Source organism: Aneurinibacillus sp. XH2, from assembly GCF_001439585.2.
GTDB classification, from domain to species: Bacteria; Bacillota; Bacilli; order Aneurinibacillales; family Aneurinibacillaceae; genus Aneurinibacillus; species Aneurinibacillus thermoaerophilus.
The window spans coordinates 1,224,014-1,242,732 of sequence record NZ_CP014140.1; the positions used below are offsets into that span (position 1 = coordinate 1,224,014).

The 18,719-nt window shown below is 47.5% G+C and carries 19 protein-coding genes; 13 read left to right on the forward strand and 6 right to left on the reverse strand.

The window, feature by feature from the left end:
- Nucleotides 1-48 precede the first annotated feature (48 nt).
- Complete coding sequence (locus ACH33_RS05955) at nucleotides 49-504, reverse strand: acyl-CoA thioesterase (protein ID WP_057900260.1); 456 nt, start codon at nucleotides 502-504, stop codon at nucleotides 49-51.
- A gap of 171 nt (nucleotides 505-675) precedes the next feature.
- On the opposite strand from ACH33_RS05955, the gene ACH33_RS19105 reads away from it, so the two are divergent.
- Complete coding sequence (locus ACH33_RS19105) at nucleotides 676-978, forward strand: hypothetical protein (RefSeq protein WP_139184944.1); 303 nt, start codon at nucleotides 676-678, stop codon at nucleotides 976-978.
- A 75-nt stretch (nucleotides 979-1,053) separates the two neighbouring features.
- Here ACH33_RS19105 and ACH33_RS05960 read toward each other — a convergent pair whose 3' ends face one another.
- Together ACH33_RS05960 and ACH33_RS05965 are read right to left on the reverse strand one after the other, a co-directional pair.
- Nucleotides 1,054-1,806, reverse strand: coding sequence for an ABC transporter permease (locus ACH33_RS05960; RefSeq protein WP_057898175.1), 753 nt, complete (start codon nucleotides 1,804-1,806; stop codon nucleotides 1,054-1,056).
- Nucleotides 1,803-2,477, reverse strand: coding sequence for an ABC transporter ATP-binding protein (locus ACH33_RS05965; RefSeq protein WP_057898176.1), 675 nt, complete (start codon nucleotides 2,475-2,477; stop codon nucleotides 1,803-1,805). Before ACH33_RS05965 ends, ACH33_RS05960 begins: the two co-directional genes overlap by 4 nt.
- Before the next feature lie 121 nt (nucleotides 2,478-2,598).
- Here ACH33_RS05965 and ACH33_RS05970 point away from each other — a divergent pair, with 121 nt between their 5' ends.
- Nucleotides 2,599-3,780 (forward strand): rhomboid family intramembrane serine protease, encoded by a 1,182-nt coding sequence (locus ACH33_RS05970; RefSeq protein ID WP_057898177.1) that lies wholly within the window; start codon nucleotides 2,599-2,601, stop codon nucleotides 3,778-3,780.
- 123 nt (nucleotides 3,781-3,903) lie between these two features.
- Nucleotides 3,904-5,439: a fumarate hydratase gene (locus ACH33_RS05975; protein ID WP_057898178.1), complete on the forward strand. Its 1,536-nt coding sequence runs from the start codon at nucleotides 3,904-3,906 to the stop codon at nucleotides 5,437-5,439.
- 91 nt (nucleotides 5,440-5,530) lie between these two features.
- Here ACH33_RS05975 and ACH33_RS05980 read toward each other — a convergent pair whose 3' ends face one another.
- Nucleotides 5,531-5,731, reverse strand: a complete 201-nt coding sequence (locus ACH33_RS05980; protein WP_057898179.1) for a hypothetical protein — start codon at nucleotides 5,729-5,731, stop codon at nucleotides 5,531-5,533.
- Nucleotides 5,732-5,902: 171 nt separating this feature from the next.
- Here ACH33_RS05980 and ACH33_RS05985 point away from each other — a divergent pair, with 171 nt between their 5' ends.
- The 3 genes from ACH33_RS05985 to ACH33_RS05995 all read left to right on the forward strand — a co-directional run bounded on the left by ACH33_RS05985 (nucleotide 5,903) and on the right by ACH33_RS05995 (nucleotide 8,496).
- On the forward strand, nucleotides 5,903-6,823 hold the full coding sequence (locus tag ACH33_RS05985) for an EamA family transporter (RefSeq protein ID WP_335338944.1): 921 nt from the start codon (nucleotides 5,903-5,905) through the stop codon (nucleotides 6,821-6,823).
- Between the two features lie 67 nt (nucleotides 6,824-6,890).
- Nucleotides 6,891-7,961 carry a M42 family metallopeptidase gene (locus ACH33_RS05990; RefSeq protein WP_057898181.1) on the forward strand — a complete coding sequence of 357 codons (1,071 nt, stop codon included), beginning with the start codon at nucleotides 6,891-6,893 and terminating at the stop codon, nucleotides 7,959-7,961.
- 19 nt (nucleotides 7,962-7,980) lie between these two features.
- Entirely contained in the window at nucleotides 7,981-8,496 is a 516-nt protein-coding gene (locus ACH33_RS05995) for a hypothetical protein (RefSeq protein ID WP_057898182.1), read from the forward strand.
- 269 nt (nucleotides 8,497-8,765) lie between these two features.
- Here the strand turns inward: ACH33_RS05995 and ACH33_RS06000 are convergent, their stop codons facing one another.
- Both ACH33_RS06000 and cax read right to left on the reverse strand, forming a co-directional pair.
- Nucleotides 8,766-9,263: a hypothetical protein gene (locus tag ACH33_RS06000; protein WP_057898183.1), complete on the reverse strand. Its 498-nt coding sequence runs from the start codon at nucleotides 9,261-9,263 to the stop codon at nucleotides 8,766-8,768.
- Between the two features lie 15 nt (nucleotides 9,264-9,278).
- A complete protein-coding gene (gene cax / locus ACH33_RS06005; RefSeq protein ID WP_057898184.1) occupies nucleotides 9,279-10,331 on the reverse strand; it encodes a calcium/proton exchanger in 1,053 nt (350 codons plus the stop codon).
- A 128-nt stretch (nucleotides 10,332-10,459) separates the two neighbouring features.
- Between cax and ACH33_RS06010 the strand changes: the two genes are divergently transcribed.
- The 7 genes from ACH33_RS06010 (at nucleotide 10,460) to ACH33_RS06040 (ending at nucleotide 18,646) form a co-directional block, all read left to right on the forward strand.
- The gene (locus tag ACH33_RS06010; RefSeq protein WP_057898185.1) at nucleotides 10,460-11,764 is read left to right on the forward strand and encodes a UDP-glucose dehydrogenase family protein; all 1,305 of its coding nucleotides are present in this window, start codon (nucleotides 10,460-10,462) and stop codon (nucleotides 11,762-11,764) included.
- A 152-nt stretch (nucleotides 11,765-11,916) separates the two neighbouring features.
- Nucleotides 11,917-13,119 (forward strand): hypothetical protein, encoded by a 1,203-nt coding sequence (locus ACH33_RS06015; RefSeq protein ID WP_057898186.1) that lies wholly within the window; start codon nucleotides 11,917-11,919, stop codon nucleotides 13,117-13,119.
- Between the two features lie 37 nt (nucleotides 13,120-13,156).
- The gene (locus ACH33_RS06020) at nucleotides 13,157-13,918 is read left to right on the forward strand and encodes a hypothetical protein (RefSeq protein WP_057898187.1); all 762 of its coding nucleotides are present in this window, start codon (nucleotides 13,157-13,159) and stop codon (nucleotides 13,916-13,918) included.
- Between the two features lie 3 nt (nucleotides 13,919-13,921).
- Nucleotides 13,922-15,421 carry a glycosyltransferase family 39 protein gene (locus ACH33_RS06025; RefSeq protein WP_057898188.1) on the forward strand — a complete coding sequence of 500 codons (1,500 nt, stop codon included), beginning with the start codon at nucleotides 13,922-13,924 and terminating at the stop codon, nucleotides 15,419-15,421.
- A gap of 76 nt (nucleotides 15,422-15,497) precedes the next feature.
- Nucleotides 15,498-16,421 (forward strand): FTR1 family iron permease, encoded by a 924-nt coding sequence (locus tag ACH33_RS06030; protein WP_057898189.1) that lies wholly within the window; start codon nucleotides 15,498-15,500, stop codon nucleotides 16,419-16,421.
- A 46-nt stretch (nucleotides 16,422-16,467) separates the two neighbouring features.
- Nucleotides 16,468-17,949, forward strand: a complete 1,482-nt coding sequence (locus ACH33_RS06035; protein ID WP_057898190.1) for an alkaline phosphatase family protein — start codon at nucleotides 16,468-16,470, stop codon at nucleotides 17,947-17,949.
- Nucleotides 17,912-18,646, forward strand: coding sequence for a glycosyltransferase family 2 protein (locus tag ACH33_RS06040; protein ID WP_057898191.1), 735 nt, complete (start codon nucleotides 17,912-17,914; stop codon nucleotides 18,644-18,646). Before ACH33_RS06035 ends, ACH33_RS06040 begins: the two co-directional genes overlap by 38 nt.
- Nucleotides 18,647-18,719 lie beyond the last annotated feature (73 nt).

Below are 18,719 nucleotides of genomic sequence, written 5' to 3' on the forward strand. Positions count from 1 at the left end.
GAACTTGCATTTTTTCATAGGTGAGAGGACGGGGATGACTCTTCTTTCCTACTCGGTTGTGTACTGTTGTTTTGCCAGAGTGCGACGTCGGTTGCGGATTTCGAAACGCTCAGGGGCGGTGCGGTAGTTCCAGCGTTCTTCTTCTGTTTCGGGAAGCACAGGCGGAACGGGCGTTGGTTTGCCGTTCTCGTCTAAGGCGACGAACGTCAAATAAGCCTGTGAAGTTAAACGGCGTTCTCCTGTAAGCAGATTTTCCGCTTCTACTTTTACATAAACCTCCATGGATGTGTTGTGTGTCCATGATACATAGGCTTCTAAGCAGATGGCTTCACTCGTGCAGATCGGCGCCAAAAAATCGAGGCTGTCACTTGATGCGGTCACTACTTGCCTGCGGCAGTGTCGCATAGCCGTGATGCTAGCGACTTTATCAATATATGCCATAACTTTGCCCCCGAAAATTGTGCCATGGTAGTTCGTGTCTGGGGGTAGCACAATATCGGTCATAATCGTGCGGGATTCGCTTGTCTTTTTCGCTTGCAAATGGTGTTCACCTCCACAAAGTTAAAGTAGGCAGGCACCTAATTTGCCGCCTCTGGGCAAGTGTCGTGTCTTACCGTCTCATGGGTGAATACAGTGTAGCAGATTAAAAAAATACATGAATGGAGGAAGTTACACGTGTATTCTCATTATCCCATGGGCATGGTTCAGACGACGGATGTGGAAATCGTTAAGTGTTACTATCACATGGAGAAGATGAAGTATTACGAGTACAAGTGTCATAAGCATATGCATCATAAAAAGCACTACAAGAAGTATTATAAACGTTATTGTTACCACAGAAAAATGTATGAACATTATTACAAAAAAGGCTATTATGCAATGCCATACCCGACTGCCTCGGCACAGCAACCAATGTCGCCTTCGTGCTATCCGACCGCTCACTACGATAAGCGTGACGATAGCTCTTCCAGCTACTGAGATAATATAGCATACAAAAAAACGAGGCGTGTTTGTCCCTCTTTTGTAGGGACAAACACGTCCCCTTTGTTTTTCTTATTTCCAACCTATGTATTGATGGTTGCGGTTGAAAAGGGTGGGGTAGACGAGAAAACCGAGAATAATGCTTGTCAGGGCGGAAGCGGCCGTAAACGAAAACATAATCAATAGTTGATAGCGAACCGCTTCAATGGGACTTGTACCCGCGATAATTAATCCGGTCATCATGCCGGGAAGCTGGACGAGCCCGATCGTTTTCATAGAATCAATAACCGGGATCATACCGGCGCGAATTGCCTGGCGGGTCATACGTTCGCTTGCCTGGCGGCTTGTAGCTCCTAGCGAAAGCGCCACGAGAATTTCTTCCCGCATTGATTCTGCTCGTTCTCGCATTTGGTTAAGCAGGAGGGAAGAGACGATCATGCAGTTGCCGATCACCATACCGCTGATTGGAATGATGGATTTCGGCTCCCAGTGAATCAGATCAAGCGCCAGCATCATACCAATTGTGAATCCAGTTACAACCGAGATGGTGAAAAAAATACGAGCAAATACATGCGGAACGCCTTTGCCTCGTTTGGCCGAATTATGGGCTGCAACAAGAACCATCATGAACAGCATGCAAGCAATAAACGCCCAGTGCCGGCTTGAAAACACGAATTCCAGTACATATCCCACAGCGACTAATTGAATGATCGCGCGGATCGTGCCGATAAACATGTCACGTTCAAGCTTTAGTCTAAGCTGGAGCGATAAAAGTATGGCAATAAATACGAAACTAACAGTCATAATGGTAGCCAGTATACTCATTTGATCGTACGCTCCTTCAATCGCCCACCTTCAAGATGCCATTGGATGTTTCCGAGGCGTGTTGCCTGTTCCGGAGAATGGGTAATCCATAGTATAGTGTGTCCTTTCGCGTGGTAATTGCGGATTTCCTGTTCGATATGTTCCGTTGTTTTTTTATCGAGTGCAGAGGTTGGTTCATCCAGTAGCAGCACATCCGGTGCAAGCGACAGTGACCGGGCGATATTGACTCGTTGTTTTTCACCGCCGGATAGCTCTCCAACGTTGCGTGATAAGTAATCACGGGGGAGGCTGACACGATCTAGCAATTTTTGCATCTCTTGTTTTTCTAATTTGCCGCCCCTGATTTTTGCGGGATAATCGAGATTGTCCGCTACGGTGCCAGGGAACAAAATGGGTACTTGGAAGACATAATGCAGGTTTCGGCGCAGTTCGGGAGGATTCCAGTCAGAAAGCGGTTTTCCCTGATAGACGATACGTCCTTTGTCAGGCTCTTCAAGGCGAGTTAACAGGCGGAACAGCGTGCTTTTTCCGGTTCCGGAAGGGCCTGTAATTGTAATGAAGGCGCCTTGCGGGACAGAAGCCGTGATACCGCATAGTGGCATGGCAATATGCCCGGATGTTGCATATGATTTTGAAACATCAGAGAGCTCAATGATGGCTCTTTTTTCCATGAAGGCCACCACCTCCTTTATATGTAGGAATTACATTTAGTATGCATGTATAGTATATATAAGTATGGGGAGATGTTGGAAGAGATGGATCAATGATATTTACATAGAAAGGAAGAATTTTTTGAACAACACCATTGCATATCAGTACATATGGAAAATTTCATATCGGCTTGTGGTAGAAGAAGATTATACGGTGCTTCACTCAGAAGAAGGGATCGTTCATTTGTTGCGGCAGAAAGGAAAAGAGTGCCACTACATCCAGCTTCGGCTCGCCGACTTTTTATGGGAAGGCACGCTGATATATGATGTGCGGGAGAGTGCCGCGCGCCTAGAAGATTTGCGCAGGCGGTTCGGCGTGCGGGCTATGAAAGGCAGGATCGTATATGTATGTTATGAATCGGTAGCGGATAGTATGCGGGAAGCGCTACGCGCCGAGCAAGGGATAGACGAATTCCAAGTTTCGCTCGATGTTGCCGCTTATGCGCTTTTAGAGAGACGCTGGATAAGCAAGGGGGAAAGCTCGGGAAATCATATGCTGTATTCTTCGGCTTTGTTTGCGGAAACAGAGATTTCGGAAAATGATCCTCCGGCTTCGTATTGGATGCAGCGCATCGAACAGACAGAAGTGGAACGGGAGCGGGAACTGCGAGAAACGTTTTTTTACGGCAGGCCGCGCTTTACGTATTTTTTCCTCGTCATTATTATCGCGCTGTTTATTTTGATGGAACTGAGCGGAGGAAGCCAAAATCCTCGCGTTCTTCTCTTTTTCGGGGCAAAATATACACCGCTGATTCTTGAAGGAGAATGGTGGCGCTTTATTACTCCGATGTTTTTGCATATTGGTTTGATGCATATTCTATTTAACGGGTTTGCATTATATTCTCTGGGAACGTTGACTGAGCAGTTATATGGTTCGGTCAGGTACTTTATCATTTACATGCTTGCTGGCATCAGTGGGGTCGTAGGGAGCTTTGCGTTTTCTCCCAATCTTTCCGCAGGGGCGTCTGGCGCAATATTTGGCTTGTTTGGCGCGCTGTTATATTTTGGCACACAGAATAAATCCTTGTTTTTTCAAACGCTTGGGACAAATATTCTTGTTGTGCTTGGAATTAACCTGGCTATCGGTTTTTTATCACCGCAGATTATCGATAATTATGCCCACTTGGGGGGGCTTATCGGCGGTTTTCTTGCTTCAGCGATTGTTGGGTTGCCTCGAAAAAAAGGGAATCCATTTATAAAAGCGGGAGCCTTTATCTTGCTTGCCGTATTGATATGGTGGGGAATGAAACGAGGCGGACTGTGATTTTCATATTTTCTTTCCCAAAAGCCTAAAAGATTCAGCATAGATAAATTCCTTTCCCCTTCGGGAAATGTCCGATATAATAAACAATTGAAAGTGATTTTTCACAAAAAGGGGTAGGAGTGTATGAAACAGTTTAAGGATAGCATATACAAGCTGATCGTCGAAACATCCACCAATCTGCCTCCGGATGTGCGCAGAGCGATTGCAAAAGCAAGACAAAAAGAAAACGCGGGCACTCGTGCGGCTCTTTCTCTAGCTACGATTGCACAAAATATTGAAATGGCGGAAACAAATGTATCGCCTATCTGTCAGGACACTGGTATGCCAACGTTCGAAGTGCATACACCAGTAGGATCGAATCAGATTGAAATGAAGAAAGCCATTCAGGAAGCAATTGAACTCGCAACAAAGAACGGCAAGTTGCGTCCGAACTCCGTCGATTCATTGACCGGTGAGAACAGCGGCACAAACCTTGGACCGGGAACGCCGGTGATTCACTTCGAACAATGGGAGAAAGACGAAATTGAAGTGAAGCTGATTTTGAAAGGCGGCGGCTGTGAGAACAAAAACATCCAGTATAGCCTTCCGACTGAGCTTGAAGGGCTTGGCAAAGCAGGCCGTGACCTGGATGGTATCCGTAAATGCATTTTGCATAGCGTATACCAGGCGCAGGGACAGGGCTGTAGCGCCGGCTTTATTGGTGTGGGCATTGGCGGTGACCGGACGACCGGTTATGCGCTTGCAAAAGAGCAGCTCTTCCGCAAAGTGGATGATGTGAATCCGAACCCGGAACTTGCGAAACTGGAAGACTACATTATGGAAAAGGCGAACGCACTTGGCATCGGTACGATGGGCTTCGGCGGTGAAACAACGTTATTGGGCTGTAAAATCGGCGCCATAAATCGTCTGCCTGCAAGTTTTTTCGTATCCGTGGCCTACAACTGTTGGGCGTTCCGCCGTCAGGGGGTAACGATTGACCCGGCAACTGGTGCAATTAAGGACTGGTTATATAAAGAAGAAGGAAAAATTGACCTGAATGAGGGTGTGCAAGAGCAGCCAGTGCAGGCGGAAGAGCGCCGTCAGGTTGTCCTGCAATATCCAATTACAGAAGAACAAGTGCGCAGCCTGAAAGTGGGCGATGTGGTGATTATTAACGGTCTGATTCACACAGGGCGTGACGCTTTCCATAAGTACATGATGGATCACGACTGTCCGGTTGATTTGAATGGCGGCGTTATTTATCACTGTGGTCCGGTTATGTTGAAAGATGAGAACGGTGAATGGCACGTCAAAGCGGCTGGTCCGACGACAAGCATCCGTGAGGAGCCGTATCAAGCGGATATTATGAAGAAATTCGGCATTCGTGTTGTTATCGGCAAAGGCGGTATGGGCTCGAAAACACTTCAGGGACTTAAGGAACACGGCGGCGTATACCTCAATGCTATCGGAGGCGCAGCCCAGTACTATGCAGATTGCGTGAAGAAAGTAGAAGGTGTTGATTTCCTTGAATTTGGTATTCCGGAGGCAATGTGGCACCTTCAGGTAGAAGGGTTTGCTGCCATTGTTACGATGGATTCGCATGGCAATAGTTTGCATGCGGATGTGGACAAAAGCTCTTTTGAAAAATTGGCGAAATTTGCTGAACCGGTATTTAGTTAACACTATTTTTGTCGAAATTGGCGAAGCCAGCAAGTCATTTGCTGGCTTTTTTGCTTGAACAGGTATAATGATTGAGAAAGGATGTTACCAATTAGAAAAAGTCTTTCCCTTCATCTTGGTTATCACGCGCCGCGTCGATAGCGCCGAGCACGATGTGAGCAAGCCCAAAGCCGGCCAGTCCCCAAGCATAAGAATTGTTAGGCTGAATATCCGTATGGCGACGGTTCATCATGCTAAGCCCGGTCAACGTAACGGCCGTTCCGAGCGCGATCGGGATAATCCCTTTTCTCATCAGTCCAGCACCTCCTGATAACATGGTTCCCTGATCGGGGACGGGATATGTTTGTCATTGTTTGTATAGAAATGTAGTACAATAAAAGGGCAGTTTTTTTATCTAAAATCGCACAGACTCCCCCTACCTATAAGCGTTAGCCATAGGTGGAGAGTTGACAAGAAGCCTACATTGCAGAAAGGAGATGGCGTAGAGATGGTGTACTGGCGTTCCGTGCTGCTTGTATTTCTCGGTGCGTGCAGTTACGGAATATTATCAACATTCGTTAAGCTCGCATATCAAGCGGGGTTTGTGCCAGCGGAAGTCAGCGGTAGCCAGATGTTTTTGGCTATGACATTCATGTGGACGGTTGCGCTTTTATTTTCTAAGCCAAGATTGAAAAAAAAGCATTGGCCTGTGCTAATGGGAATCGGTGTGATGAGCGGACTGACCGGTGTGTTTTATTATCAATCTTTGCAATATGTCCCGGCTTCGATTGCGATTGTCCTGCTATTCCAGTTCACCTGGATCGGTGTGCTGGCAGAAGCTGTAATGGAACGGAGGCGGCCCGGCTGGGAAAAAATAGGGGCACTCGTTTTGCTTGCCATCGGTACGGTACTGGCTGGTGGCATATTTTCCTCGACATTCGGAGAGCTTAAGCTGATCGGGGTGGTATACGGACTTCTTTCCGCATTTACGTATGCGATGTTTGTTATTTTTAGCGGAAAAGCTTCAGAAGATCTTCATCCTTACACACGTTCCGCTGTCATTCTTACCGGTTCGGTACTTGTGACGTTTCTGGTTTACCCACCTGTCTTTCTTATTAATGGAGCGTTTGCGGAAGGACTGCTTGTGTATTCACTGCTTTTGGCCCTGTTCGGCGGTGTGATTCCGACGCTTTTTTTTACGCTCGGCGTGCCTCATATCGGTGGAGGGCTTGCTACGATTTTAGGTGCTGCAGAGCTTCCCATGGCCGTATTTATGTCGAATATGGTGTTGAAAGAAAGCGTAAGCGCTTGGCAATGGTTTGGCGTAGCTGTGATTTTGCTTGGAATTGCCGTACCGGAAATTGCCCGCAAATGCCGGGCGGCTGTTTTACAGAAGGCTGATTAATTGGTCTTTTTGTTTTTTTCTGGTATGCTCAAGAAAGATACGAAAAAGGGTAAAGGGGTAAGATTGTATGGATAAACAAATGACGCTGTTTAAACGGTTAACAGAAGCGTGCGGTGCTCCTGGATTTGAAGGAGAAGTTCGTGCCATTATAAAGGAGTACATAAGTGAAACGACAAATGAGATCGTTTTTGATAATTTGGGAAGCATTTTTGGTGTGCTGCGCGGCGACGAGAACGGCCCGAAAATTATGGTAGCTGGTCATATGGATGAGGTTGGTTTTATGGTAACACGCATTACGGATCAAGGGTTTATCCAGTTTCAGCCGCTGGGCGGATGGTGGAGCCAGGTTCTGCTGGCGCAACGCGTACAGATTATCACGAACAACGGCCCGATCATGGGCGTTATCAGTTCCATTCCACCGCATGTGTTGCCGGAAAGCAGAAAGAATAAACCGATGGATATAAAAGATATGTTCATCGATATCGGAGCGGATAATAAAGAAGACGCAGAGGAAATTGGCGTCCGTCCCGGACAGCCTATTTTGCCCGTTTGTCCGTTCACGGTAATGGGAAATCCGAAGAAGATGATGGCTAAAGCATGGGATAATCGGTATGGTTGCGCGCTTGCCGTGGAAATGATGCAGGAAATGAAAGATGCGAAGCACCCGAACATAATTTATGGCGGAGCGACGGTGCAGGAGGAAGTTGGCTTGCGTGGCGCCGGGACGGCGGCAAACATGATCGAACCGGATGTGTTCTTTGCGTTGGATGCAAGTCCGGCCGGGGATATTCCGGGTCTCAAGGAAGGGATGGGCAAGCTCGGGAAAGGGCTATTGATGCGTATTATGGACCGGACGATGGTAACGTTGCCAGGGTTGCGTGATTTTATGATTGATACGGCTGAAGAGTTAGGCATTCGTTATCAATTTTTCGTTTCTCCGGGCGGAACGGATGCGGGACGAGTACACTTGACGGGAAAAGGGGTTCCATCGGCTGTTATCGGCATTCCGGCCCGCTATATCCACAGCCACGCAGCCATTATTCATCGCGATGATTATGAGGCGGCTAAACAGCTTTTGCTGGCGCTGTTAAAGCGCCTGGATCACGCGGCATTAAAGCGCATTAAAGAACGGCAGTAAAACGCGGAGGGGAAGCGTCGTGCAGTATTTATACTTGCACAGAATTACGAATAACAAACAGCAGGAAGCACAATACGTATACCGCTTTGATGATCACAGGCTTTCTCCCGGCAATCTGGTGATTCGCAAGCTGTTTTACTGTATGTTGCAAGCATTACAGGATGAATTGACAGACGTAGAGATCGAATATAATGACGCGGAAATCGTTAAGTTTGCCGGAATGGAGAGGGCGGTGGCATTCTTGACGCTGATGGGCGCGCAGAAAGCAGAACAGCGCGAATACCGGAAGGACGGCGTGTTGTTGAGCCGGACCTTTACGACAAAGCTTACGCCTGAACGGCTTACTTACTTCTTCGGCCTTCAGGATTTGGATGAAGTGTATCGTCTTCGTTTTTTGGCTGGAGAAGAGGAAAGGATTCATCTTTATTTTGCTAGCACGTTGAGTTGTCGATTATCTTTCCAGAAAGAAGAAACGTTTCTTGCACTTTTGGAACGTCATCGGGTGCCGCATAAAATTTTAGAGGCAAAGCGCTAATTTTTTGTCGATTTTTGCGTAAAAACAGGTGGATTTCCTAAATTTTCTATTGTTTCTTGCTGAATTTTATATTATTCTTTTTATGACAACTTATTCAAATGGTTGAGAGTTGTTGTTTTTTGGCTCCGCTTTTGCGGAGTCTTTTTTTGTCGACAAGAAGTTTGTTTGCCTCAGAAAATAAATATTAACAGGTGTGATATATACAGATGTTTTCCATATACACAAAAACCCGGAGAAAGGAATGCTTCTTCCAGGTTTTTGTGTATAGATTATATAATTTCGAATCCGGTAATCCCTTTAATGGGATTGTCCATGTTGCGGCCATCCCCATAATACAGGTAAACGGGACCATCTTTGCGGATCGGTTTGCCGTCGATCGCGAAACAGACAACCGCTTCATATGCCTCGCTTAAAGGAATACGTATTTCTTCACCGCTTTCCCGTTTACAAACCAGGGTAGAAGCGGTTTCGTTCGGTTCCGCGTTTTTCAGGAATGGGCCAAGGTTCATACCGTAATCGCCCACGATTTTTTTCTTTTCTGCGAACAGTTTCTCGCTTTGTTGCGTTGGGGCGACACCTTGCGTTAATTCGCGATCCCACCGTTGCCCGATTTTCATAAGAGAATCATCAGCACCTTCAGTTTTTTCTTGGCCGATGTTCGCAAAGAAATCCTCTAATTTGAATTTCCGATCATCGAAAATCCAGACGCTTGGATCAAGGGTAATGCTGTATTTTACATTGCCGCTGATGGTAATAACGTCTGCCATATTTTCTCACTCCTTTTATAGAAAGTAAAACGCGGCGCCAAGGATAACATACACGACAATGAGCAGCACGCCTTCGTACCAGTTGGTGTTTCCGTCGCGGGAGATGGACGACGCGATAAACGCGCTTACGCCGATGGCAGCTAATTCGTACGCCGTGAATATAAGATCCATCTGTTTGCCGAAGATAAGGCTAACAAAAACGAGCGTTGGTGCCACGAATAGCGCGATTTGCAGGCTGCTGCCGACCGCGATTTCCACGGACGCGCCGATTTTATTTTTCAATGCGAGGAAGATAGCTGCGCTGTGTTCGGCAGCGTTACCGACAATCGCAATCACGAAGGCACCGACGAAGATTTCGGACCAGCCGAGGGCGTGTGCCACCTCTTCAATACTATGCACCAGCCACTCGCTTGTAATCGCGACGAAGACGGTAGCCACTACCAGCATAATAATAGAGAATCCTTTCCCCCAGCGCTGACCTTCCTCGATTTCTTCTTCAACCGCCTGATCGGCCAGTTCTTCTTTATGCGTAATCATAGAGAAGATGAGCCACAGTATGTAAGCGATAATAAGAAGGCCAGCGATAATCAAACTCAGTGTGTCGATACGCTCCGGCTTCAACTGTTTAAGAAATACGGCCGGAATAAACAGCGCGATTACGGAAAGCAGCATGAGCGACGCGTTATGGCCGGCCAGAATCGGGTTAAAGCGCTGTTCTTTGAATTTTAGGCCACCAGCGATAACGCTGAGTCCAAGGACGAGCAGCAAGTTCCCGATGATGGAGCCAGTGATGCTCGCTTTCACCATGTCGAACAAACCTTCTTTAATAAGGAAAATGGCGATAATAAGTTCAGCCGCGTTGCCAAACGTAGCGTTCAGAAAGCCGCCGATGCGTTCGCCAGCGTAATGGGCGACATTCTCCGTTGCGCGGCCGAGAAGCGAAGCCAGCATAATGATGGCCGCCGAGGTTGTGACAAATTGCAGGCCGGATGATTGGGTGAAGTAATGTGCCCAGCCGCTTAGCGCTGTCAGCGCGATGACGAGCGCAAAAAACATTTTCTGATTCAAAAAATTCCCTCGCTTTCTTCACCGATTCCTTGATTTTTGGTTTGCGGATGAATAACCTAAACAATAGTGTAAAACAAAGAAGAAGAAAAAAGCAAAAATTTTTCACATATCGATAGGAGAAACGGAAAATGAAAAAAATAGCTGTAATCGGAGCGGGATATGCGGGGCTAGCCGTAGCTACTGGTCTGGCTCATTTCGGCAACAAAATTCGCTGTTTCGATATAGATGAAAAGAAAATCGCATTGCTTTCCGAAGGAGACCTTCCGTTTTACGAACCGGAGATGGAAGAAGAGCTGCACCAGCAGGTGGCGGAGGGAAGGCTTTCATTTGAAACAAACGTTGTGGAAGGTGTCACATGGGCGGATATCGTTTTTATTGCGGTAGGAACACCAGGGATGGAAAAAGGAGCCGCTGACGTATCAGCGGTGTTGGAAGTGGCTGAAACCATCGGGCGGCATAGCGGGACGGATACGGTTGTCGTTATTAAAAGTACAGTTCCGCTTGGTACATGTGAAAAGGTGCAGGATGTGCTGCGTAAAACGGCACAAGGTCGATGGTCCTGCGATGTGGTGGCTAACCCAGAGTTCTTAAGAGAAGGGCAAGCGCTGCGAGACTTTTTCCATCCGGCTCGGATTGTTATCGGCGCGGAAAGCGAACGAGCGGTAGAAACGATGCGAGCGCTGTACGCTCCACTAGTAAAGGCCGGGGTACCGTTTTTAATCACGGATTTCAGAACGGCGGAAATGATTAAATACAGCGCCAACAGCTTTTTGGCGATGAAAGTTGCTTTTATAAATGAAATCGCGCGGCTGTGCGATGCGATGGGGGCGGATGTCACAGCTGTGGTGAAGGCGTTGGGAGCCGATCCGCGCATTGGGAACCAGTATCTGTCGCCAGGACCTGGCTACGGAGGTTCGTGCCTGCCGAAAGATACGGAAGCATTCGCCTTGTCCGCGCGGGAAGCAGAAGCGCCGCTTACGATTGTAGAAGCGGTAATCGAAAGCAATAAACGGCATAAACTTTATGTGGCGGAAAAAGTAAAACAAGAATTTTCTGATTTAAGAGGCATTAGGCTTGCTGTTTTTGGGCTCGCGTTCAAAGCGGGAACGGACGATATGCGCGAATCACCGGCTGTTGCCATTATCGAACAGTTACTTAAGGAAGGCGCACAAGTCTCGGTGTATGATCCGGAGGCGCTCATCAATGCGAAAAAGAGGTGGAGGAAACAGCTGGCATACGGGAAGAATCCGTATGAAACAGCAAAGGGGGCCTGCGCGGTGCTGGTATTGACTGAATGGCCCGAATTTCTTGCGCTTGATGCAGAAAAGCTGGGTAGAGTAATGAAGAAAAAAGTGTTGTTTGATTTTCGTAATTTGTATAACAGAAGCGTCTGGGAACGCGCTGGTTTTCAGTACAGAGGGATGGGGCGATAAAAAATGTTATAACGGAGAATAAGTTTCTTTCTTTTTATTGACAATAGTTATCATTCGCACTAAACTATATAGCGAACATGAAATGATAATAAATTTTACTGTATTATCTGTATTATCTTTATAAGCACCTAGAGGGAGAAGGGATTTCGATAATGAAAGCATGGAAAGTATTGACCACTATAGCAGTCGCGACGATGTTTGTACTATCTGGATGCGGTACTGGACAGGAAGCAGCTAAGTCGCAGACGGAGAGTAAACAGGCGCAGGCAACGGAAACGAAAACAGAATCGAACAAGCCGCAAGAAGGGCAATTTAATGCTACCGCTTATACTTCCGCGTTAAAAGAACTTGTTAGCTTGGTGAAGAAAGGTGAAGACAAAACGCCGGTAGATTGGGATAAGGCGCAGAAAGCATACGACGAAAAGCTGAAGCAGCACGTTCAGATGCTGGATGGAGAATATAAAGAAAAGGTTGATGAGCAGCTGACTGCAGCGCTTACCGCCGGTAAAGCGGGACAGATGCCTGCGTCAGTAGTGGGCCAAATCGTCGATAAACTGCTTCAGAAAACGGCATTTTTGACGGCACGTTACGAGTTTAAGCAGGCGGACGACAGATTTGACAATAAAGAAGAAGCGAAAAAAGCGGTAGCAACCGCAAAAGAAGTTTATGAAGCTTCTTTGAAAGGCACGATGGAGAAGCGCGATAACGCGTATCAGACTCAGCTGTTGAGCGCCATTGATACCGGATTTTCCGAAATGAACAGCGCTATTGATAAAGGTGATAAACTGGCGTACAATCTCGGCAAACAAATGGTTGATAAATTGCTCATGAAAGGTTTCTATCTCGCTTCTGGCGGTGAAAAAGGCTACGCTTACAAAATTGAAAAAGGCGTCCAAGAAGGTGAGAAGCAGGAGAAGTTGAAAGAGATGCAGGCTGAGGGGTGGGCGTTCTTCCAATCGCTTCAGGGATACCTGTCAAAGCATGATAAGGAATCTGCGGATTATATTAACCAACAGTTTGATCTGTCCAACGATCCGAAAACGATCAAAGGTGGCAAAATAAATGCAGCGTATATTCGTGCAATTACAGCTACAGCCAAGAGTGAATATGACGAATCATTCAAAAATTGGGGACAAGACAAAGCGGTGATTACTTCTTTAGAAGGTGCGCTTTTTCTCGATATGATAAAATTGGATTTACCGAAAGTGCTGGGAGATAAGGCGAAGGCGGATAAGCTGCTTGAACAGGCGCAACAACATTTGAATGCCGTGAAAGCAGGCGATAAGCAAAAAGCGGAAGCAATTTATAAAGAAATGACACCAGCGCTTGACAAGCTTACATCCTACGGTAAATAATTGAAAAATTATATCATAAAGAGCAGGGGGCATGGTTATGAAACAATCAGCGTTCATTTCCGCCCTCTTTGTTTGCTTGCTTATGTTTACGCTTGCGCCGGTGCCGGCGTGGGCGTATTCATACGGCAATCCAAACGAAGAGGCCGTAGCGGAAAACTACAAACAAGTGGCGGCAAAATTGAATCAGGATCCTCCGGATTACAGCGGAGCGATTCAAGTATTCCAGTCTATTAAGGGAGAACTGGACATGCACATGGGGCCTGAGCCGGCGAAAGTGATGATTCAGGCGCTTGAGGATAAAGATAAAGAAGCGGCCCTGAAAGCGTATCATCAAGTGCTCGTGCTGAACATCGCACGTCGCATGGAGAGTGTAGAAAAAGACTTTAAAAATTATGAACAAAATAAACTTTTGCTTGCAAAAGCAAGGGCTACATACGAAGCACTTTCCCCGATCGTGAAAGAAAAAAACCAAGCGCTTGACCAAAAAGTGCGCGCTGCGTTCGATGAAGCGCTTGCTTCGCTTGGCAACCCGGGCTTGTTCGGCGTTGGGATAAAAGAGCCGGATCAGGCCAAATACAAGGAAAAGAAAGAAGAGATTTATAAAACGCTACAGGACAAGTTTCAATTGAAAGACATAGAAGTTGGCCACTTTAAACCGGGCGAAGGACCGGGCAATACGGCAAACGCGAAAAAAACATCCACTGGTATCAGTGACTTGAAAAACTGGGTTCCGCTCGCGGTGATCGTGATCGTACTTGGATTCATTATTTTTCGGACGATGCGCAAACGGCGCGGATAAACGATGAAGCGCGCAGCATTGATAACCTTCTTGGCGTTGCTTGTCCGTCTGCCGTTTTTGGCGCAAGGACCGGGTGGATGGGATGATGTGGATTTTGCGCTAGGGCTGCAAGAGTATGATTTGGCAGCGATGCAGCCTCATTTTCCCGGTTACCCGATATATATGCTGGTTGCGTTTTTATTCGGCAGTTTGACTGACAATCCCTTTCTTGCGCTGTCCGCGCTATCCGCCGTGGCGGCATCGCTTACCGTTTTCCCGTTATATAGCATCTCTTTACGTTGCGGCGGAAAGCGGGTGGCTGATGCCGCTTGCTTGTTGTGGGCTGTAGCGCCGCTTTCGGTTGTGCTCGGGACGCAGCCGTTATCAGACAGCTTTGGTACATTGCTGGCCACATTGCTTGTCGCAAGCAGTCTTCGTGCGCTGGATGGAACGCTTGGCGAACGGCGACGAGCACTGGCTCTTTTGGTGAGCGGGATTTTGCTTGGACTTTTGTACGGTGTACGGGTGTCATATATCATGCTGGGAGCTGTACCGCTTTGGGCCGGATATGTATATGGGCGGGATACAAAGCGGTGGATGGACGTGGCGAATGCTGCGTTTGGAGCCGCTCTTGTGTCGTTGTTATGGGTGTATGCAATGGCGGTGAACGTAGGAAGCATGCAAGGGCTGTGGGAGCTTGCGCGCGCTTTTACTGGCGGTCATTTCTCCGATTGGGGTGGCGCGTACACCGGGGGAAATATCATGGAGCGTTTTGGCTATTGGATGTTACGCCAGTGGCTGGCGGCGGGGCTGGGCGCGCCATGGCCGGGACAGCACTGGATAAGTCTGGGCGTGCTTGTTCTTTTGCCGGTAGCTCTGGTCGGATGGTGGATGGTGCAAAAGAAAGTGCGTCGGACAGCGCGTACACGTTGGCGTGAAGCCGGACTTTTTTTTATGTGGATTGTTCCGTATTTTTGGTGGGCGTTTTTTGCTCAGAATGTAGAGAAACCGCGCCATATTTTGCCGTTGCTTGTTCCTTTGCTTCAGGGACTTGCGTTTGGTTTCCTAAGCTGGCGGAGAGCAGGGAGAGTCTTTTTGCTGGCATTTGCCGCATGTATGGCGGCGGTGAGCTGGACACAGATTCATGATCAGCGGACGCAGGCGTCACCGATGGTGCAGCTTGCGGATTATGCCGCGCTACATTTGCCGGCTTCAGGTGTGGTGTACACATACGAAGAAGAACGAGTGATGCGTTATCGTCATCCGTCGCTACAGGTGGTTCGTTTGCGCGGCTGGCCTGTGTTTCAAACATCGGTTCTTAGCCTGAGAGCGCAGCCTGAATCCGTGTTTATGACCGATGCGGTCTTGGAAGGCTTTCATAAACCGATCTTGCGGCAATATGTCAGGGAACGCGCACGTTTTACGGGAAACCCTTGGCTGTACCCGACGTATCATCGCATTATTTTGTATGAGATTCGTCCAGATCGGAAAGTGGAATGGCGCAATTGTATCCGAAATGGATAATTGATTTCACCCGTTCTTCCACTTATAATGAGAATGAAAATAATTATTGATTAGTGATTTTGAGGGAGTGGCGAGCATGGAGTTGCAGGCTTTTTTAATTACGTTCCGCGAAGCTCTGGAAGCGTTGCTCATTGTCGGAATTATTACCTCCTATTTAAAGAGGGTCAACCGTCCTGAATTCACCAAATACGTATGGTTAGGTGCAGCGCTTGCGATCATTGCTTCGCTTGGTCTCGCCTTGGTCTTCCAGGTAGTGTTGGATGGCTTCGCTACGATGGGCGCACAGACCTACATGAAAGTGGGGATTATGATCATTTCCGGTCTTTTGCTCACGCAAATGGTGTTTTGGATGGCGGCGCAAGCGAAGGATATTTCAAGCGAAATGAAGGGCAAATATGATAGGTTTATTACGACGGGCAACGTGATTGGCATGGTAGTTCACGCATTTCTCGTCGTCTTACGCGAAGGGGTTGAGACGGTATTTTTTTTCGCGGCGATTACGGGTGGCGATATTGGAAAAGCGATGCAAACGTGGGGCTCGTTTGGCGGCATCGTGCTTGCAGCGGTTGTCTCCTTTCTGTTCTTCCGCGGAACAATGCGCATTCCGCTTAAAACTTTCTTCAAAGTAACCGGAGCATTTATTGTGTTGATTGCCGCTGGATTAATCGTGCAGGCGATTTCAATTTTGCAGGATATGAACATTCTCGGATCGCTCGTGCCTCATGTATATGACTTAACGTGGTTTATGCCAGAGCATCCGATTGATGAGCAGCACTATATTCGCGATACGGGACATACGCCTGTTATTTCCGGAGATGTAGGTGTTTTCCTTAAAGCGTTGTTTGGATATGCATCCTCCCCTTCGCTGGAAGAATGCCTGGTTTACTGGGGATACTTCCTAGGGCTGTATCTGCTTTTACGCGGCAGAAATGAACGGAAAGACGCGGCGGAAGGGATGGAGTATGCGAAGGAGAGTCAGGCAAAGATTAAAGAAGCATGAGAGCCGGCGCAGCCGGCTTTTATCTTTGCGGGAGAGGAGAACGACAATGAAAAAAGCGTCAGCGTTTGAAATTATTGCGGCCCGCTGCTGGAATGTGTTGAACGAAGGGAAGACATTTACTCCTGTATATGTAACGGGCATTGCATTTCTTTACTATGTGGCAACCGACTGGCAGACAGATAAATTTTTTGTGGCTCTACTCTGCTTATTGCCGTTGTTTGTAATTTATTATGCGTATGATTTTCCATTGTATTTACGATGGTTTTTATGGCTGCCTCTGCTTGCCGCGACCTGGCTGTTTGGTGTGCTCGATATAGGGCTGTTGCTGTTTAGTCTTGGTATGTATATTTTTTTCACCGTGTTTTTCTGGGGAACATTGTATTATCATTTGCGGATCGGTACAACCTGGTGGAATTTCTTGCGTATCTGGAAACTATTCTTGAAAAATACGGACTCCACCAGTGGTAATGTCTTTGAGCAAGCGCCGAAGTTTTTTCTTCAGCTTCTTGTTTTTTCAGCGATTTATAATGCGCCAGAGCCAGCGGCACTTCTGGGAAAGCTAGTGGTGTTTTCAGCGGCGCTGCTTGTAGCTTCATACATGATTCACAAATATTTATTTAATTGGAAGCCGGTAGAATACCCAACATATACCGATCCGGCTGATTTGCCGAAAAAGCCGCTGGCAAAAAAGGTGGTTGTGGTTGTTATTGATGGTTGCCGCAAAGAGCGTCTTTATGAAGCGGATGCGCCGTTTTTGCATCGTTTGATGCAGGAAGGAACCGTGTATGAAACGATGGAAACGATTTATCCAGCTCGCACCGTTACCTGCTTTTCTTCTATGTTTACGGGAACGTATCCGAGCGAACATGGCATTAAATCCAATATGGTATGGAGTTTATTAGTGAAAGTGGAAAGCATATTCGACGTACTGAAAAAGCAGGGAAAAAAGGGAGTGCTGTTCGGGTGCGCGCATCTGATCGATGCATTCGGTGATTATGTTGAAAGTTTCACTGCGGTTTCGCACAACGATATTGTTGATAGAAAGATTATGGAGCAGGCCAAAGTCATTTACGAGCGGGAAAATCCTGATTTGTTTGTTGTACAGATGATTGCTGTAGACCAGACCGGACATAGCCGGGGTGTGCTATACCCGGAATATCTAGAGAAAATAAAAGAAGCGGATGAACTTATCGCTGATTTTCACGCCTGGCTGACGAAGCGCGGCGAAATGGATGAAACGGCGTTTATTGTTATGGCGGATCATGGCCAAGGAAACGGGATTGGCGGACACGGTCATCTGGATGTTGGCGAGCGGTTCGTACCGTTTCTCATGCATGGTCCAATGATTCAGCGTGGGAAGCGGGTGGAAGAATTTCGCAGCATTGTATCGCTTGCCCCGACCATTAGCGCTTTGCTAGGCGTACCGCTGCCCGATCACGCGCGCGGACCGATCCTAAAAGAAGCATTCAAAGCGGAGGAGTCGATAGAAGATGAAGAAGCTTATCATCGTTATTCCCGCATTCAATGAAGAAGCATCCGTAGGTACGGTTATTGCCAAAGTGCCGCATGCATTTGATCCGGATGTAAAAGTGGAAATACTGGTTGTCAATGACGGTTCGACTGACCGTACGGTGGAAGCAGCGGAGCGCGCTGGCGCGGAACATATTATGACATTTTCCAAAAACAGAGGATTAGGCGCTGCAGTGCGCGAAGGGTTGAAAGAAGCATATCGGCTGGGTGCCGATCTTGCGGTGATGATCGACGCGGACGACGAATACCCGGCTGATCATATCCCGCGTGTGGTAGCGCCGATTTTGAAAGGCGAGGCAGATTATGTGCTCGCTTCCCGTTTTCGTCGACGCGTGCGCGGCATGAAATTGTATCGCCGGCTTGGTAATTACTTTTTTACCGCGCTGCAGATGTTGCTTCTGCGCAAATGGATTACGGACGGACAAACCGGCTTTCGCGCTTTTTCGCGTCCGGTGTTGCGAGATATGGACATTATTCATGATTATAACTACGCCCAGGTAATGACAATGAATATTGTGCGCCAGGGTTATCGTCTCGCTGAAGTAGACATCCCATACAAAGTGAGAGAAACGGGCGAATCGTTTATTACATTTTGGGGTTACTTGATCAATGTCTTCCCGGCCATCTGGCGGGAATGGCGGCGGACGGACATGAAAAAGCATTCCGGCCGCTTTGATTCAAGAATGCAGGAATAAAAATAAAGCAGGCGGGTGAGCAACTAAGTTCCCACCCGCTACGTTTTTTCTTATCATGTAAGTAGCAAAAAAC

Excerpts from the sequence above, each read along its gene's own strand:
- ACH33_RS05965 (WP_057898176.1), bottom strand. The coding sequence starts at position 2,477 with ATGGAAAAAAGAGCCATCATTGAGCTCTCTGATGTTTCAAAATCATAT.
- ACH33_RS05955 (WP_057900260.1), bottom strand. The coding sequence starts at position 504 with ATGACCGATATTGTGCTACCCCCAGACACGAACTACCATGGCACAATT.
- ACH33_RS05990 (WP_057898181.1), top strand. The coding sequence starts at position 6,891 with ATGGATAAACAAATGACGCTGTTTAAACGGTTAACAGAAGCGTGCGGT.
- ACH33_RS06025 (WP_057898188.1), top strand. The coding sequence starts at position 13,922 with ATGAAGCGCGCAGCATTGATAACCTTCTTGGCGTTGCTTGTCCGTCTG.
- ACH33_RS06040 (WP_057898191.1), top strand. The coding sequence starts at position 17,912 with ATGAAGAAGCTTATCATCGTTATTCCCGCATTCAATGAAGAAGCATCC.
- ACH33_RS06030 (WP_057898189.1), top strand. The coding sequence starts at position 15,498 with ATGGAGTTGCAGGCTTTTTTAATTACGTTCCGCGAAGCTCTGGAAGCG.
- ACH33_RS06035 (WP_057898190.1), top strand. The coding sequence starts at position 16,468 with ATGAAAAAAGCGTCAGCGTTTGAAATTATTGCGGCCCGCTGCTGGAAT.
- ACH33_RS05980 (WP_057898179.1), bottom strand. The coding sequence starts at position 5,731 with ATGAGAAAAGGGATTATCCCGATCGCGCTCGGAACGGCCGTTACGTTG.
- ACH33_RS05975 (WP_057898178.1), top strand. The coding sequence starts at position 3,904 with ATGAAACAGTTTAAGGATAGCATATACAAGCTGATCGTCGAAACATCC.
- ACH33_RS06020 (WP_057898187.1), top strand. The coding sequence starts at position 13,157 with ATGAAACAATCAGCGTTCATTTCCGCCCTCTTTGTTTGCTTGCTTATG.
- ACH33_RS06015 (WP_057898186.1), top strand. The coding sequence starts at position 11,917 with ATGAAAGCATGGAAAGTATTGACCACTATAGCAGTCGCGACGATGTTT.
- ACH33_RS06000 (WP_057898183.1), bottom strand. The coding sequence starts at position 9,263 with ATGGCAGACGTTATTACCATCAGCGGCAATGTAAAATACAGCATTACC.
- ACH33_RS06010 (WP_057898185.1), top strand. The coding sequence starts at position 10,460 with ATGAAAAAAATAGCTGTAATCGGAGCGGGATATGCGGGGCTAGCCGTA.
- ACH33_RS05960 (WP_057898175.1), bottom strand. The coding sequence starts at position 1,806 with ATGAGTATACTGGCTACCATTATGACTGTTAGTTTCGTATTTATTGCC.